13 protein-coding genes are annotated in these 14,427 nt (G+C 63.4%); 9 read left to right on the top strand and 4 right to left on the bottom strand.

The genetic code is table 11. The features are described from left to right. Nucleotides 1-29 precede the first annotated feature (29 nt). Complete coding sequence (locus AC0QC4_RS07105; protein ID WP_483659034.1) at nt 30-779, bottom strand: TylF/MycF/NovP-related O-methyltransferase; 750 nt, start codon at nt 777-779, stop codon at nt 30-32. Nucleotides 780-960: 181 nt separating this feature from the next. On the opposite strand from AC0QC4_RS07105, the gene AC0QC4_RS07100 reads away from it, so the two are divergent. The 5 genes from AC0QC4_RS07100 (at nt 961) to AC0QC4_RS07080 (ending at nt 5,964) form a co-directional block, all read left to right on the top strand. Further along, nucleotides 961-1,737 (top strand): metallophosphoesterase, encoded by a 777-nt coding sequence (locus AC0QC4_RS07100; protein ID WP_483659033.1) that lies wholly within the window; start codon nt 961-963, stop codon nt 1,735-1,737. An 84-nt stretch (nt 1,738-1,821) separates the two neighbouring features. After that, nucleotides 1,822-3,147 (top strand): O-antigen ligase family protein, encoded by a 1,326-nt coding sequence (locus tag AC0QC4_RS07095; RefSeq protein ID WP_483659032.1) that lies wholly within the window; start codon nt 1,822-1,824, stop codon nt 3,145-3,147. Nucleotides 3,148-3,314: 167 nt separating this feature from the next. After that, a complete protein-coding gene (locus AC0QC4_RS07090; protein WP_483659031.1) occupies nt 3,315-4,688 on the top strand; it encodes an O-antigen ligase family protein in 1,374 nt (457 codons plus the stop codon). Beyond that, nucleotides 4,685-5,311 carry a sugar transferase gene (locus AC0QC4_RS07085; protein ID WP_483659030.1) on the top strand — a complete coding sequence of 209 codons (627 nt, stop codon included), beginning with the start codon at nt 4,685-4,687 and terminating at the stop codon, nt 5,309-5,311. The genes AC0QC4_RS07090 and AC0QC4_RS07085 overlap by 4 nt, the downstream gene beginning before the upstream one ends. Further along, the gene (locus AC0QC4_RS07080; protein WP_483659350.1) at nt 5,305-5,964 is read left to right on the top strand and encodes a NeuD/PglB/VioB family sugar acetyltransferase; all 660 of its coding nucleotides are present in this window, start codon (nt 5,305-5,307) and stop codon (nt 5,962-5,964) included. The genes AC0QC4_RS07085 and AC0QC4_RS07080 overlap by 7 nt, the downstream gene beginning before the upstream one ends. Nucleotides 5,965-5,988: 24 nt before the next feature. On the opposite strand, the gene AC0QC4_RS07075 is transcribed toward AC0QC4_RS07080, so the two are convergent. After that, nucleotides 5,989-7,236: a DegT/DnrJ/EryC1/StrS family aminotransferase gene (locus AC0QC4_RS07075; protein WP_483659029.1), complete on the bottom strand. Its 1,248-nt coding sequence runs from the start codon at nt 7,234-7,236 to the stop codon at nt 5,989-5,991. Nucleotides 7,237-7,365: 129 nt separating this feature from the next. Between AC0QC4_RS07075 and AC0QC4_RS07070 the strand changes: the two genes are divergently transcribed. The 4 genes from AC0QC4_RS07070 to AC0QC4_RS07055 all read left to right on the top strand — a co-directional run bounded on the left by AC0QC4_RS07070 (nt 7,366) and on the right by AC0QC4_RS07055 (nt 11,318). Further along, entirely contained in the window at nt 7,366-8,478 is a 1,113-nt protein-coding gene (locus tag AC0QC4_RS07070) for a glycosyltransferase family 4 protein (protein ID WP_483659028.1), read from the top strand. 99 nt (nt 8,479-8,577) lie between these two features. After that, entirely contained in the window at nt 8,578-9,012 is a 435-nt protein-coding gene (locus tag AC0QC4_RS07065; RefSeq protein WP_483659027.1) for an HAD family hydrolase, read from the top strand. Then, complete coding sequence (locus tag AC0QC4_RS07060) at nt 9,009-10,583, top strand: phosphotransferase (protein ID WP_483659026.1); 1,575 nt, start codon at nt 9,009-9,011, stop codon at nt 10,581-10,583. The genes AC0QC4_RS07065 and AC0QC4_RS07060 overlap by 4 nt, the downstream gene beginning before the upstream one ends. 6 nt (nt 10,584-10,589) lie before the next feature. Further along, complete coding sequence (locus AC0QC4_RS07055) at nt 10,590-11,318, top strand: glycosyltransferase family protein (protein WP_483659025.1); 729 nt, start codon at nt 10,590-10,592, stop codon at nt 11,316-11,318. Nucleotides 11,319-11,343: 25 nt separating this feature from the next. Here AC0QC4_RS07055 and AC0QC4_RS07050 read toward each other — a convergent pair whose 3' ends face one another. Continuing rightward, the gene (locus AC0QC4_RS07050) at nt 11,344-12,465 is read right to left on the bottom strand and encodes a glycosyltransferase (RefSeq protein ID WP_483659024.1); all 1,122 of its coding nucleotides are present in this window, start codon (nt 12,463-12,465) and stop codon (nt 11,344-11,346) included. Nucleotides 12,466-12,505: 40 nt separating this feature from the next. Continuing rightward, the gene (locus tag AC0QC4_RS07045; RefSeq protein ID WP_483659023.1) at nt 12,506-14,422 is read right to left on the bottom strand and encodes a polysaccharide biosynthesis protein; all 1,917 of its coding nucleotides are present in this window, start codon (nt 14,420-14,422) and stop codon (nt 12,506-12,508) included. Nucleotides 14,423-14,427: the final 5 nt, after the last annotated feature.

Below are 14,427 nucleotides of genomic sequence, written 5' to 3'. Positions count from 1 at the left end.
CGCATTATCTGCGGAGCCGGCAGACCGGCTCAGTCGCCCTTGATGACCAGACGGACCGAGCGGTCCACGCGGTGCATCCACAGCTTGCGCCCGGCAAAATATTCCTCGGTAGCTTTGCGCGCCCCTGCCCATTCGCCGAAATCGTCGATCATCAATATGCCGCCGGTGACAAGACGCGGCCACAATACTTCTAGCTCGACCAGCGTGCTGTCGTAAAAGTCGGTGTCCAGCCGCAGGACCGAGATGCGCTCCGGCAGGTTGGCGGGCTCACGCAGCGTATCGAGGACCGAACCCTTGATCGCAATCAGCGCATTGTCCCCGACATGACGAGCGTAGTTAGCGAGCACGTCGTCCAGGCTGGCATAGCACCATTCGTTATGGTCGCCGGCCGCGAGCCGGTCGAACTTTGCCTGCACATCGAGTTCGGTCAGGGGCTTTGCATCGAACTCGGTCGGTGCGGTCATGCCCGCGAATGTGTCATAGGCACGGATGGTAAACTTCGCGCCCAGATGCTGCCGCATCAGGCCGGCCAGCACTACATTGCCGCCGCGCCACACGCCGCACTCGACAAAATCGCCATCGATACCGTGCCGCACAACATGATCGACGGCCTGCATCGTCGCCCACAGCGCCGGCAAGCTGGTCATGGTATAGGGTCGGACCGTGTCGATCATCTGGCGCTGCCAATCGGCGACTTCGGGAATTTCGTCTCTGACTGGCGATGGTCCTGCAACGCGCGCTGCCAGATTGGTCAGCTTCTTCGACAGAAAGCGGCGCATATTCGTAGGCTGACCTTTGGTAGGAGGAGCGGCAAAGTGCATATCGGCGGTATCACTCGCCGGACATTAAGCTCGTTTCGTTACAGTTATGGCTTCGGACTTTTCTCCATTTGCCGCAGATGCATAACGGTTTCAAGCGGTAAAGCTTGGCAGCGCGACCGGTCTGTTGCATGGGCCCACCATGATTTCGATGCTTAAACGCTGGTTCGGTGCCCCCGCTGCCCAGCCGCAGCAGCCACCTGCAATCCCGCTTGGCGAGCGCGTGTACGCCATAGGCGACATTCATGGCGAATATGCGATGGCGCGCGCGCTGGTCGACCGCATTGCCGCGGACACGGTATCGCGCCCGCCAGCAACGGCGGTCCACCTGATATTCCTCGGCGATTTCATCGACCGCGGGCCGCGCTCCAAGGACGTGGTCGACTGGCTGGCCACCGATCCACCGGCCTTTGCCACCTGCCATTTTCTGCGTGGCAATCACGAGGATGCCTTTCTCGCGGTAATCGACGGTGACGAGACAGACTTGCCCGGATGGCGCAAGTTCGGCGGCCGCGAGACGCTGGCCAGCTATGCAATCGGCGACAAGGCGGTGGCGATGGGCGGCCCCTTTTTCCGGGCCGAGCTGCGAGAGAAGATTCCCGAAAGCCATATCGCATTCCTGCGCGGGTTGCAGGATTATGTGCAGATCGGCGATTATCTGTTTGTCCATGCCGGCATCCGCCCGGGCGTGGCGCTGTCGGCGCAGGATCCGCGCGACTTTACATGGATCCGCCGCGAATTCATCGAGTCCTCCGTCGATCACGGCATGATGGTGGTGCATGGTCACACCATCTCTGCCGAGGTGGACGAGCAGCCCAACCGCATCGGTATCGACACCGGGGCCTATCAAGCCGATGGGAAATTGAGTGCCATCGGCCTCGAAAGCGAAGCCCGCTGGCTTCTCGAAGTCGGGCGCTGACACGTTCGGCAAAGCTGCTATACAGCCGCATCCGGCCAGCAGTGCGACTGGCTGATGCCGCTAAAGAATTGAAGGAGCCAGATTTTGGCAACCGTCCTGCCTGACCAGACTGCATCGCCAGTCGGCGCCCGGCGCACCCAATATGGGATGCAACGCCCTGCGCGCCGCAAGCCGATCGCCGATATCGGGCAGTTCGCAGCGCTGGTCATGGCCTTCTACGTCTTCTTCAAGATGTTCTACATCTTCAACGAAGGCCTGGCGCAGCCTGCCGACATCATGCTGGCGGCAATCGGCGCCCTGATTGCATCGCCGAAACTCATAATGTCGTTCGTACGCAGCAATATGGTGCTGTTCGCGCTGCTGATCTGGATTGCAGCGGTCAATTTTACCTGGGCCCTCATTACCGCCAAGCTGAACATGGCGGTTCCGATCAGCTATTATCTGTTCAACATCGTGGTTACGATCACGGCCTATGCGGTTCGCTTGCGAAACCCCGATCTCTTTGATCGGTACGTGATTTTTGCCATCCGCATCGCAGCTGTCGTCCAGCTGGTGGCCGTGGTGCTGGATCCCAGCTTCCGTCCGCTCGGAACCTTCCAGAACCCTAATCAGCTCGCCTATTGGGGCATCGTCGTTCTCAGTCTGTATCTGGTCATCAGGCGCAACCAGTCGTACTGGAGCGACCTGCCCTTCCTCGTCATTCTGACCTACTGTGTGGTTGCCTCGCTCTCCCGGGCCGGGTCGGTCGCCGCGCTGCTGCTGCTTGGCGTCTGGTTCTGGATGATCCTCAAGACGCCGTTCCGGCGGTCGGTCGGTGTGTTCGTGGGCCTGCTTTTGATTATTGCCGGATCGCAATCCAGCTATGTCGAGACTTATCTGCGCAACACCGCCACTGCAGAAAATTTCCAGCAACGTGAGGCAGGCGACAATACATCGCTGGCCGAAGAGCGTAACTATGACCGGATCGTCGAATTTTACGAATATACGCTGCTGGGAGCAGGCGAAGGCTATTATTCGCGGTTCGAACCGAGCAACGTCACGGCCATCGAGATCCACAGCTCGTTCGGGACGATGCTGTTCAGTTACGGTATCGTTGGCTTTACCCTGTTTTGCGCCTTCCTTTGGCGCGTAGTCCGCAATCTGCCCCTGGCGCTTGGTTGGTACCTTATACCGTCGCTGGTTTATGGCATCACACACCAAGGCTTGCGCTTCAGCTTCTTCTGGGTGCTGATTGGCGTGATGCTGGCGATGGGAGAGCAGCTTCAGTACCGGGATCGGTTGAAACTGACGCATGCAGGCAAGACCAGCGGAGCCCGCCGGCCGGGCGCCACACCTCTGCGCCCGCGGACAGCGCGGGGTCCTGAGGAGCTGCGCATGTATGCAGGTAGCGTCGGAGCCGGGCGAGAATGAAGAATATCGTCTGGCCGGATCTGCGCATCCTGATGCATAGACACAAGCCGACGCGATGATTGGCCCCATGACTGATTGCTGCCGCCACCATAGCAATCGACGATTGCCGTTAGTCAGGCGCTGTTCTAAATTGGCAGACTGCAGTTCGGTGCACTATAAGTTTGGCCATGGTCGGTGGAACCTCCCGACTTGGGGAAGGGAATCGACCGTTGGCGAGCGTGGTACCTGACCAGTCTCCACATCCGGAGCGCGAAAAACAGGGCATCGCTATCGCCAAGCGCCCGGTCTGGTCGAATATCTCTGGGCTCGACATCGGCCATCTGTCCGCATTCGTCGTTGCCAATTACGTCTTCTTCAAGATGTTCTACGTCTTCAATGAAGGGCTGGCCCAACCCGCCGACATCGGACTGGCGGCAATCGGTTTGCTGATCGCCAAGCCGCGCATGATTCTCGATTTCATCAAGCGCAACATCATATTGTTCGTGCTGCTCGGCTGGATTGCGACAGTCAACATCGTCTGGGTAGCCTTGACCGGCAAACTCAATATCGCAACGCCGATACTATATTATGTGTTCAATGCTGTCGTAGCGATGGTTGTTTATGCTGTCCGCCCACGCAACGCAGAGCTTTTCGACCGGTATGTAATCTTTGCCATCCGCGCCGCAGCCGTTTTCCAGCTCGGCGCATTGATGCTCGACGACAATTTTCGTCCCCTCGGCACATTCCAGAATCCGAACCAGCTTGCCTATTGGGGGATCGTCATTCTCAGCCTGTATCTGCTGATCCGGCGCAACCAGAGCTATTGGCTGGACCTGCCGTTTCTGCTGATCCTCGCCTATTGCGTGATCGCATCTCTTTCGCGCGCAGGCGCGATTGCCGTGCTCCTGCTGCTGACGCTGTGGTTCTGGATAATTTTGAAAACGCCGATGAAGCGCGCGCTCGGCGCTCTGGTCGGCCTGATGATCATGCTGGTTGCAACGCAAACCGGCTATATCGAGAATTTTCTGAGCCAAAGCGCAACGGTGGAAGATTTCGAGTTTCGCAATCGTATCGACCATGACACAAGCACATTCGAAGAACGCAACTATGACCGGATCGTCGAATATTACGAATATACATTGTTCGGCGCTGGCGAGGGATATTATACGCGTTTCGAGCCCGCTAACGTATTGGCAGTCGAGATTCACAGCTCTTTCGGAACGATGCTGTTCAGCTACGGCGTGATCGGCCTGCTGCTCTTTTGCACGTTTGTGTGGAATGTGCTGCGCAGCCTGCCGCTGGCCTTGTCCTGGTATCTGGTGCCCTCGCTCCTCTATGGAATAACGCACCAAGGCCTGCGCTTCAGCTTCTTCTGGGTGCTGATCGGCATCATGCTCGCGATGGGCCAGGAGTTCCGTCAACAGGCGCTACAGCGCGATGGCAAGGGACAAAGATCGGGCCGGGTGCCGAAGCCTGGGCTGATAACGCTGCGCCCACGATTGTCGCGCGGGCCGCAGGAGTTGCGTATGCGCGCCAGCGGGGGCAATGCAGCGAAAGAGTGAAGGCTTACCCATTGCAGCGACTGTTCGACCTTGCCCTCTGCACCATCAGTGCGCCGCTGATCCTGCCCGTGATGGCGCTGGTTGCCATTGCGGTCCGGCTGCGCCTCGGCAGCCCGGTGCTTTTCAGACAGGCACGACCGGGACTCGGTGGCCAAATCTTCAACATATACAAGTTTCGCAGCATGACCGACGAGCGTGACGCAGCCGGCACGCTGCTGCCCGATGCCGAGCGGCTTACCGGCTTCGGCAAGTTCCTGCGCGCTTCCAGCCTCGACGAACTGCCATGCCTGATCAATGTCGTGCGCGGCGAGATGAGCCTGGTCGGGCCCCGCCCGCTGCTGCCGGCCTACCTCCCCCTCTACACTCCCGAACAGATGCGCCGTCACGATGTGCGCCCGGGCATCACTGGCTGGGCCCAGGTCAACGGCCGCAACGCGTTGAGCTGGGAGGAAAAATTTGCACTCGATGTGTGGTATGTCGATAATCGCAGCCTGTGGCTCGACATCCGCATCCTGTTCATGACCGTGTTCAAGGTGCTGCGCCGCGCGGACATCGCCCATGCCGGCGATGTCACCATGCCCCGCTTCACCGGCACGCCTGTCCCCGGGAGTGACCCATCCTGAGCATCCTGTGGGGCATATTCGGCGCGGGCGGCTGCGGTCGCGGCATCATGCCGCTGGCGCGCGCGCAGGCAGCGCTCGACGGGCGCGACATACGTCTGGTTTTCGTCGATGACGGCAAGGCCGGCCAAATCGTCAACGGCCACGCCACCCTGCCGTTCGACGCCTTTTGCGCTGAGCCTGCTACCGAAAAGGCAATCGCGGTCGCCGTGGCCGACCCGGCGACGCGGCGCCGTCTTGCAGGCAAGTGCGGCGATGCGGGGTTGGCGCCTTTGTCGGTGACCGCAAGCGGCGTGGTCATCATGGACGATGTGGAGATCGGCCCCGGCGCCCTGCTCTCCCCCGGCGTGGTCATCACCAGCAACATCCGCATCGGCGCCCATTTCCATGGAAACATCCACAGCATCGTCGAACATGACTGCGTGATCGGCGATTTCGTCACCTTTGCGCCGGGCGTACGCTGCAATGGCGCCATCCACATCGGCGATGGTGCCTATATCGGCGCCGGTGCGGCAATACGGCAGGGGACTGCGGCACGCCCCGTGCGCATCGGCGCGGGCGCGGTGATCGGCATGGGCGCGGTGGTGCTCGGAGACGTCCCCGACGGCGCAACGGTGGTTGGCAATCCGGCGCGGATGCTGACCAGCAACCGCTGAAGTCGCCGCTGCGGACTGGATCCGTCAGCGGGCCGCCTCGCCCATCACCTCAGTCAGTGCGGCGCATACCCTCGCAACGTCGGAATCGGTCAGCGTCGGGTGTGTCAGCATCATCAGACTCGTTTCGCCCAGCTCGCGCGCGACGGGAAACGGCTCGGCAGGGCGCAGCCCGGTGCCGTCGAACGCCTTCTCCCGCCAGATTTCGGAGCAGCTTCCCTGCAGCAACGGCACGCCTTTGGCCGTCACATCGGCAACAATGCGGTCGCGGTCCCAACCATCGCGCAGGCCATCGGGCCGGACATACGCATATTGGCGGTAATAGGCGTGGGTCATGCCCTGGCCGGGCACCGGCACGCGCACCGCATCCGGAAACTGCGCCAGCGTCACACGATAAGCATCGGCAATCGCTGTCCGCCGCGCCGTCCATTCGGCCATGCGCTTCAACTGGATGCGCCCGATCACCGCCTGCACCTCCAGCATCCGCCAATTGGTGCCGAAACTCTCGTGCAGCCAGCGGAAGCCTGGCGGGTGCTGGCGTTCGTACACCGCCTCCCAGCTTTTGCCATGGTCCTTGTAGCTCCACATCGCCGACCACAGCGCATGATCGTCGGTGGTGACCATCCCGCCTTCGCCCCCGGTGGTCATGATCTTGTCCTGGCAGAAGGACCATGCCCCGACCTGACCGAAACTTCCCACAGGCTTGCCGCCGATGTCCGCGCCATGCGCCTGCGCGCAATCCTCGATCACCTTGATGCCGTGCGCGTCGGCAAGTGCCATGATCCCCACCATGTCGCATGGCCAGCCGGCGAGATGCACCGGGATGATCGCGCGGGTCTTGTCCGTCATGGCCGCCGCGATGGTGGCGGGGGAGATGTTGCCTGATTCATGGTCGACATCGGCAAACACCGGCGTGGCGCCCGCCGTGATGACGCTGGATACCGAGGCGATGAAGCTGCGCGGCGTCACGATCACCTCGTCCCCCGGGCCGATACCCAGCGCTTTGAGCGCGAGATCGAGGGCAAGGGTGCCGTTGGCCAGCGCAATGGCATAGGCCGAGCCGAAGTGCGTAGCGAACTCCTTTTCGAAGTGGCGACACTCCTGGCCGGTCCAGTAATTGACCCGCCCCGACCGCACAACATCGGCGACCGCTGACACTTCCTCCTCGGTGAAGCTGGGCCAGGGGGCGAGCTGGGTGTTGAGCATGATCGGCGGTGTCCGTCTCAATCGATTGGGGGAGCGACGGGCGATAGCGGCAAAGCCGACGTCTGTCATTCCCGCGAAAGCGGGAATCCAGAGCGTCATGGCACAGCGCCCGCCGCCTCTGGATTCCCGCGTTCGCGGGAATGACATTGTGCGGGATTTCACTTGTATCAGAGGCAGCAAACAGCTTGGGGAAACCCCATGCCCCGCACCATCCTGCTCAACGGCTCACTCGCCTCCTCGGTCATCGCTTTCAGGGGACCGTTGATCGCCGCGCTGGTCGCGCGGGGGCATATTGTCCATGCGTCCTCTCCTGGTCTCACCGGCGAATGGGCGGACAAGGTGCGCGCGCTGGGCGCCACGCCGCACGACGTCCCGCTCGCCCGCGCGCAGACGGGCATCGCCGGCAACATCGCCTACGCCCGTTCCATCCACCGCATCATCAAGGCCAACCGCATCGATTATGTGCTGGGCTACACGATCCAGCCCAACATCTGGGGCAGCTTCGCCGCGCGCACGGCGGGCATCGATTCGGCCTCGATGGTCACCGGGCTCGGCTATACGTTCATCCCCGGAGAAGGCTGGAAACGACGGATCGTCCAGCGCATCGCCCGCAGCCTTTATCGTCTGGCGACCGGCTGCAACGGCAACATCGTTTTCCAGAACCCCGATGACCGGGACGATTTCATCGCCGGGGGCTGTCTTGGCGATCCGTCGAAGGTGGTGATGGTCGACGGCTCGGGCGTGGATGTCGGCCACTACGCACCCGCCCCTTTGCCCGACGCGCCGGTCTTCCTGCTCATCGCACGCCTGCTGTGGACGAAAGGTATCGCCGAATATGTCGAGGCGGCCCGCGCCGTGCGCGCTGCCGTGCCCGGCGCGCGCGTGCAGATTGCCGGCTATCTCGACGATGGCCCCGATGGCGCAAGCCAGGCCGATCTCGACGCGTGGATTGCCGAGGGCATCGAATATCTCGGAAGCCTCAGCGACGTGCGCCCTGCCCTGTCGGCGTGCAGCATCTACGTCCTTCCCTCCTACCGCGAGGGGACGCCGCGCACGGTGCTGGAGGCGATGGCCATGGGTCGACCGATCGTCACCACCGATGCACCGGGGTGCCGGGAGACTGTAATGAATGGCCACAACGGGCTGCTGGTGCCGGTGGGACAGGCAGCGCCACTTGCCGATGCCATGCTCCGCCTCGCGCGCGACCCTGGCTTGCGTGCGTCGATGGGCGCGGCAGCGCGGGGTGTGGCCGAGAGCAAATATGCGGTGGACAAGGTCAACGCCAGCCTGATCGATCAGCTCGGCCTCTGACCGGGGCTCACGCCAGGCGCCCTGCCCTCTGCGGTTGCGCGCCTCGCCCCCCATGGCTAGAGCGCGGCACAGTCAATGATTTAGAGGACGCCCTACCCAGTGCCGGACCAGCGCGCCTTCGATCCTTCGGGACCCAAGCCCCGCATCGTCATCGACCTCGATGACACGCTGACCGATGACGGTTCGCACAGCGACTATGCGGCCAAGCTGCCGCGCGCAGACGTGATCGCAAGACTGCGCGACTATAGCGCGCGAGGGTATGAGATAGTCATCTTTTCGGCGCGCAACATGCGCACCCATCAGGGCCAGATCGGGCGCATCAACCTGCACACCTTGCCCGGCGTGCTCGCCTGGCTGGAAAAGCATGACGTGCCGCACGACGAGGTAATCATGGGCAAGCCCTGGTGCGGCCCGGGCGGATTCTATGTCGATGACAAGGCGATCCGTCCGGACGAGTTTGTCCGCCTTTCCCATCAGCAGATTGCCGCGCTGATCGGGGACGGCGAGCCTGGCGAGCTGCTGAGAGACGCATGACGGTCACCCGCATCATCACTTCAGGCGCCTATGTCGGCAGCGAGCTCGAAGCCGAGTTCGGGCGCATTCCGCCCTGTTTCTTGCCCGTTGGCGGCGGCCTGCTGATCCACCGGCAGTTAGCGCAACTGTCAGCACCGGACGTCGATCTGGTGCTCACCCTGCCCGCCGACTTTATCCTGTCGGATCTCGCTGCGCAGCGCATCGCCGACCAAGGGTGCCGCGTCCTCGGGATCGATCCCAGCGTCTCGCTTGGCCGCTCGATCGCCCATGCATTGGCCACGCTGGCGCCGACCGGTGCCGTAGAGATCGTCCATGGCGACACACTGATCGCAGTCCCGGCCGGCATTGGCGGCGATGCCATGTCGGTCGGCGCCGCCGGTGACGGCTATCATTGGGCCAGCGCGGATATCGAGGCGGGTAGCATCGCCCGCATTCATGACAACGGCTTCGATGCCGAAGCCTTGCCCCGCCCGATCCTGACCGGCTATTTCCGCTTCAGCGATGCCGACGCACTGCTGCGGGCGCTGGTACGCGCCGATTACCGCTTCATCGCGGCGCTCAACGATTATGTCGCGGACCACCCCTGCGCGCCGTTGCAGATCGATGGCTGGCTCGATTTCGGCCATCTGCAGACCTATTTCCGCTCGCGCCACCATCTTGCCGCCGCGCGTCATTTCAACGAGTTGCGCATCGCCGACGGCGTCGTCCACAAGTCGAGCAGCCAATCGTTCAAACTTTCGGCAGAGGCGCACTGGTTGCGCAGCCTGCCCGCGCCGCTGCAGCTTTATGCCGCACGGTTGATCGAGGATCAGGCGGTCGAGGGGGCCTATGCCACGGAATATGCCTTCGTGCCCACCCTCGCGGAAATCTATCTCTCCCGCCTCGGCGCCACCGGCTGGTCGCGTATCCTCGATGCGGTCGGCACCTTCCTCGATGCCGAAGCCGCCACGGCTCAGGGCACCACCACCGCACTGGCGGACCTTGCCGTCGGCAAGACCCTGCAGCGCATCGAGCGCGCGCCCGGGGCCTATCCCGATATCGACCGCGAGTTGACCATCAACGGGTCCGCCGTGCCCACCGGCCGCCGCATCGTCGAGCATCTGGCCGCGATCATCGCCGCCGCGCCGCCGCAGCCGTCGACGATCATGCACGGCGACCTGTGCTTTTCGAACATCCTCTACAACAGCCGCAACCAGCGCATCACCGTCATCGATCCGCGCGGCTACACGCAGGATGGTGTCATCGATCCGCGGGGGGACCTGCGCTACGATATCGCCAAATTCGGCCACAGCGTCATCGGGCGCTATGACCAGATCCTCGCCGGCAATGTCGAGTTCGCGCGGCATGGCGATGCGCTGACCCTGACCCACGAAGACAATGCACGACACAACTGGCTGGAAGACGCCTATCGCGAACGCAGCTTCGCGGGCATAGCAGCGGCGCGCGCGGACGTGATGGCGACGATGATCACCCTGTTCATCTCGATGATCCCCCTGCACTCGGATGCGCCGGCCCGTCAGCGCGCATTCTACGCCAACGCTCTCGCCCTTTACGCCCGCTTCTTTGGATAACCGCCGATGATCGTGATCCCAATGGCCGGGCTCAGCCGCCGATTCTTCGATGCCGGCTATGACCGGCCCAAATATATGCTGCCGATCGGTGAGGACACGGCGTTCGACCGGTCAATTGCCAGTTTCCAGGCCTATTTCACCGATCGCCCATTCCTGTTCATTGCGCGCGAAACCGGCGGAGTCGCCGATTTCATCGCCGAGCGCACCCGCGCACTGGGCATCGCCGAGGCGCGCGTCATGATGCTCGATCGCGAGACAGCCGGGCAGGCCGAGACGGTCGAACTGGGGATCGACGGCGCGGCCGTCGCGCCCGCCTCGCCGCTCACCATATTCAACATCGATACTTTCCGCCCCGACTATCGCGAGCCCGATGCCGGGCGGCTGGCCAGCATCGCCGGCTGGCTGGAAGTGTTTCGCGGTTCAGGGGACAACTGGTCCTATGTCCGCCCCGCCGACGAGGCACAGCGCATCGCCGCCGAGACGGCCGAGAAGAGGCCGATCAGCGATCTGTGCTGCACCGGCCTCTATCATTTCAGCCGCGCCGACGATTTCCGCGCCGCACTCGCCGCCGAGCGCGCCGCTCCGCAGGCAAAGGAACTCTATGTCGCGCCGCTCTACAACCATCTGATCGCACGCGGGCAGACGGTCGGGTATGAGATTATCGCACCCGAAGAGGTGATCTTCTGCGGCACGCCCGCCGAATATCAGGCGGTGCTGGCGGCGGAAGGGCTGTAGCCTTTTCCTGCCGGCGCCGGGGGCCTCAGCGCTGCGCCATCAACCTGTCGAAGAAATCCGCATAGCGCGCGCATATCGCCGCGCGGTCATAGCGCGCAGCGACCGATGCGCGCGCGGCCCTGCCAATGTCTGCGTCACGCGCCGCAAGTCCGCGCAATATGCCTTCGGACAAGCCAATGCTGTCCTCAACCGGTACCAGAAAGCCGGTCTGCCCTTCGGCTATCATTTCGCGGGTTGCGCCAGGGCAGTCGGTCGCCACCACCGTCGCGCCCAGCGCCATTGCCTCGAGTATGGCGTTGCTGAACCCCTCGTAGCGCGAGCAGCTGATGTAGAGGTCCGCTGCGGCGACCTGTGCCAGCACATGCGCGCTGTGCCCGGCAAAATGCACGGCAGCGCGGACGCCCAGCCGTTCCGCCTGCGCTTCCAGTGCCGCCCGGTCCGGCCCTTCGCCACAGATGGTCAGCAGCGCCTGCGGGTGCGCCGCAATGACAGCGGGCAGTGCATCGATCAGCACATCGAAGCCCTTTTGCGGCATCAGGCGCCCGACCGCCACCATCGACGGCGTGCCACCGGGCAGCGGCGCACCGGCCTGCTGCCGGGCACAATCCGCATCGATATCGGCAATCGACACCGGGTTGCCGATGGTCTCGACATCGACTCCGCGCGGCACCTCCGCGCGCAATTCGGCGGCCATATCGAGCGATTGGGCGATCATCGCATCGGCCCGCGTCATTGCATAAGTGATGACCGGCTGCACCAGCCGTTGCTTGACCGGCGATCGGGCACGCAGTTCGCGGAAATTGACCGCAATGGCATTGGCCTGCCGCGCAACAAGGATCGGCGGGTGGCCGAACAGCGCCTTCGCAAAGCCCGCGGTCGCGTTCATCCGCAGAGTGGTCATCACCAGATCGGGCTGTAACCGGCCGATGGCCCGGCGATAGGCCAGCGCCGGATAGCGCCGCGCATCGCCGATAACCTCGACCGCGACATCGCTCGGCAGCCGGTCGAACAGCCGCCCGCCGCGCTTTTGGACGATCAGTTGCAGGCGGAACCGCTCCCGCGGCAAGCCGTGCAGAAGCTCGGCGATCACCCGGTCGGGGCCGCCTGAATCCAGCTCGGGGATAGCGAGCGCGACGGTGCGGATCATGCCGCAGCTATCCGCAGCCGTTCATGCAGCGGCTGGCGCCTCACGTTGCGTCATTCTCGACATATTCGGGCACCAGCGACTTCAGCGCGACACGGATGGCTGCGTGATCGCGCGCTTCCGCCTGCGCCATCAGCGCGGCAACCCCTTCTGCCACCACCGCAAATTCCGGCGAACGCGCTTCGGCTAGGCTCGCGCCTGCAAAGGCGGCCGGGGTCAGATGCTCGTCGGGGTGCGCCAATTCCTCGTGCAGCTTCTCGCCCTGCCGCAGACCGGTGATCTTGATGTCGATGTCATGATAGGGCCTGAGACCACTGAGCTGGATCATCCGCTCGGCCATGTCGAGAATCTTCACCGGCTCGCCCATGTCGAGCACGAACACCCGCGATTCCCGCTCATCGGCGGCCATGGTGGTGGCAGTGGCCGCCAGGATCAGCTCGCACGCCTCCGGTATGGTCATGAAATAGCGGGTGATGTTGCGGTCCGTCACCGTCAGCGGCCCGCCTTCGGCGATCTGCTTCTGGAACAGCGGCACCACCGAACCGGCCGAGCCGAGCACATTGCCGAAGCGCACGCAGGCGAAACGCGTCGCCCTGCCCTCGGCATCGGCGCGGCGATCCATCGACTGGCAGATCATCTCGGCCCAGCGCTTGGTGCATCCCATGGCGTTGGTCGGATTCACCGCCTTGTCGGTCGACACCAGCGTGAACTGCTGGACGCCATGCGCCAGCGCCAATTCGGCAAGGTTGAGCGTGCCGCGGACATTGGTGCGCACCGCCTCGTCCGGGTGGCTCTCCAATAGGGGCACATGCTTCAAGGCGGCAGCGTGCAGCACCAGTTCCGGCCGGTGCTGCGCGAACACCGCTGCCAGTGCATCGCTCTGCCGGATGTCGCACAGCGCCGTGGCATGCGGCACCGACGGGAAGCGTGCGGACAGCTCATGCTCGATCTGGTAGAGATTGAACTCACTGAACTCGACCAGCACGATCAGCGCCGGATCGAACGTGGCAATCTGCCGCACCAGCTCCGAGCCGATCGATCCGCCGGCGCCGGTCACCAGCACCCGCTTGCCGGTCAGCGCCATCGGCAACTGCGGGTTGGCGAGGCTGACGGTCGCGCGGTGCAATATGTCCTCGATCGATACCTGTTCGAGCCGGCTCTCGCTGCCGCCAGCGGAGAGCAATTGCCCGGCATTGGGGATACGGCACAGGATCAGGCCATTTTGCGCGGCCACCTCGAGCGCGTCGCTGAGGTCGTTGGCGCCCTCCCCGTCCTCGCTCACCACCAGACGTCGCGGAACCACCGCATCGGGGCCTAGCGCGACAATCTGTGCGGCGATGTCATCGAGCGCACCCAAGCCCGGCACGCCCAGCAGCGAGCGGCCGCGCAGGCGTGGGTCCTTATGGAAGAAGCCCAAAATGCGGTAGCGATGGTCAGCTGCATTGGCGCGGATGAAGGCGATCGCACGTCGCCCGCTGCCATAGAGAAAGACCGGCTCACCATCCTTGGGGCCATTGCTGGTCGCCGACGATTGGCTGCTGGTCTGCGCCTCCCACCACAGGCGGGCGAGCATCCGCGGCGCGATCCAGGCGGCCGCGATGAACATCAGGCTGCCCACCCCGACCCGTGCCGGAGCCTCACCACCGAACTCGATGGCCGATATCAGCCCGACGAGCACTGATGTTGTCGTCGCTGCATAGAGCAAAGACACCACGTCACGCAGCGACACACGCGTCCACAATTGGCGATAGATGCCGAAGAACAGCAGAACGCCGGCGGAGATTACGGCAGTCGCGGCAATCAGCCGGACCATCGGCCCTTCATCGCGACCATGCAGCACGACGTAGAGCAGGAACGCCTCTGCAGCCACGGCGAGCATGATGTCGGCGAGCAAGACGTAACGCTTGCGCGCGAACGCAGTCGCGGCGTAGCGGGTCAATTGTTTGCCGAGCTTCGTCATGCCGT

The organism is Sphingomonas sp. jy18 (assembly GCF_056931895.1).
The sequence above is the reverse complement of the archived record's forward strand: the minus strand, read 5'-3'. Positions and strand labels throughout refer to the sequence as shown.

Bases quoted from the DNA above. Each gene is read 5' to 3' on its own strand.
- AC0QC4_RS07055 (WP_483659025.1), top strand. From the start codon at position 10,590: ATGATCGTGATCCCAATGGCCGGGCTCAGCCGCCGATTCTTCGATGCC.
- AC0QC4_RS07105 (WP_483659034.1), bottom strand. From the start codon at position 779: ATGCGCCGCTTTCTGTCGAAGAAGCTGACCAATCTGGCAGCGCGCGTT.
- AC0QC4_RS07070 (WP_483659028.1), top strand. From the start codon at position 7,366: ATGCCCCGCACCATCCTGCTCAACGGCTCACTCGCCTCCTCGGTCATC.
- AC0QC4_RS07100 (WP_483659033.1), top strand. From the start codon at position 961: ATGATTTCGATGCTTAAACGCTGGTTCGGTGCCCCCGCTGCCCAGCCG.
- AC0QC4_RS07045 (WP_483659023.1), bottom strand. From the start codon at position 14,422: ATGACGAAGCTCGGCAAACAATTGACCCGCTACGCCGCGACTGCGTTC.
- AC0QC4_RS07060 (WP_483659026.1), top strand. From the start codon at position 9,009: ATGACGGTCACCCGCATCATCACTTCAGGCGCCTATGTCGGCAGCGAG.
- AC0QC4_RS07075 (WP_483659029.1), bottom strand. From the start codon at position 7,236: ATGACAGACGTCGGCTTTGCCGCTATCGCCCGTCGCTCCCCCAATCGA.
- AC0QC4_RS07050 (WP_483659024.1), bottom strand. From the start codon at position 12,465: ATGATCCGCACCGTCGCGCTCGCTATCCCCGAGCTGGATTCAGGCGGC.
- AC0QC4_RS07090 (WP_483659031.1), top strand. From the start codon at position 3,315: ATGGTCGGTGGAACCTCCCGACTTGGGGAAGGGAATCGACCGTTGGCG.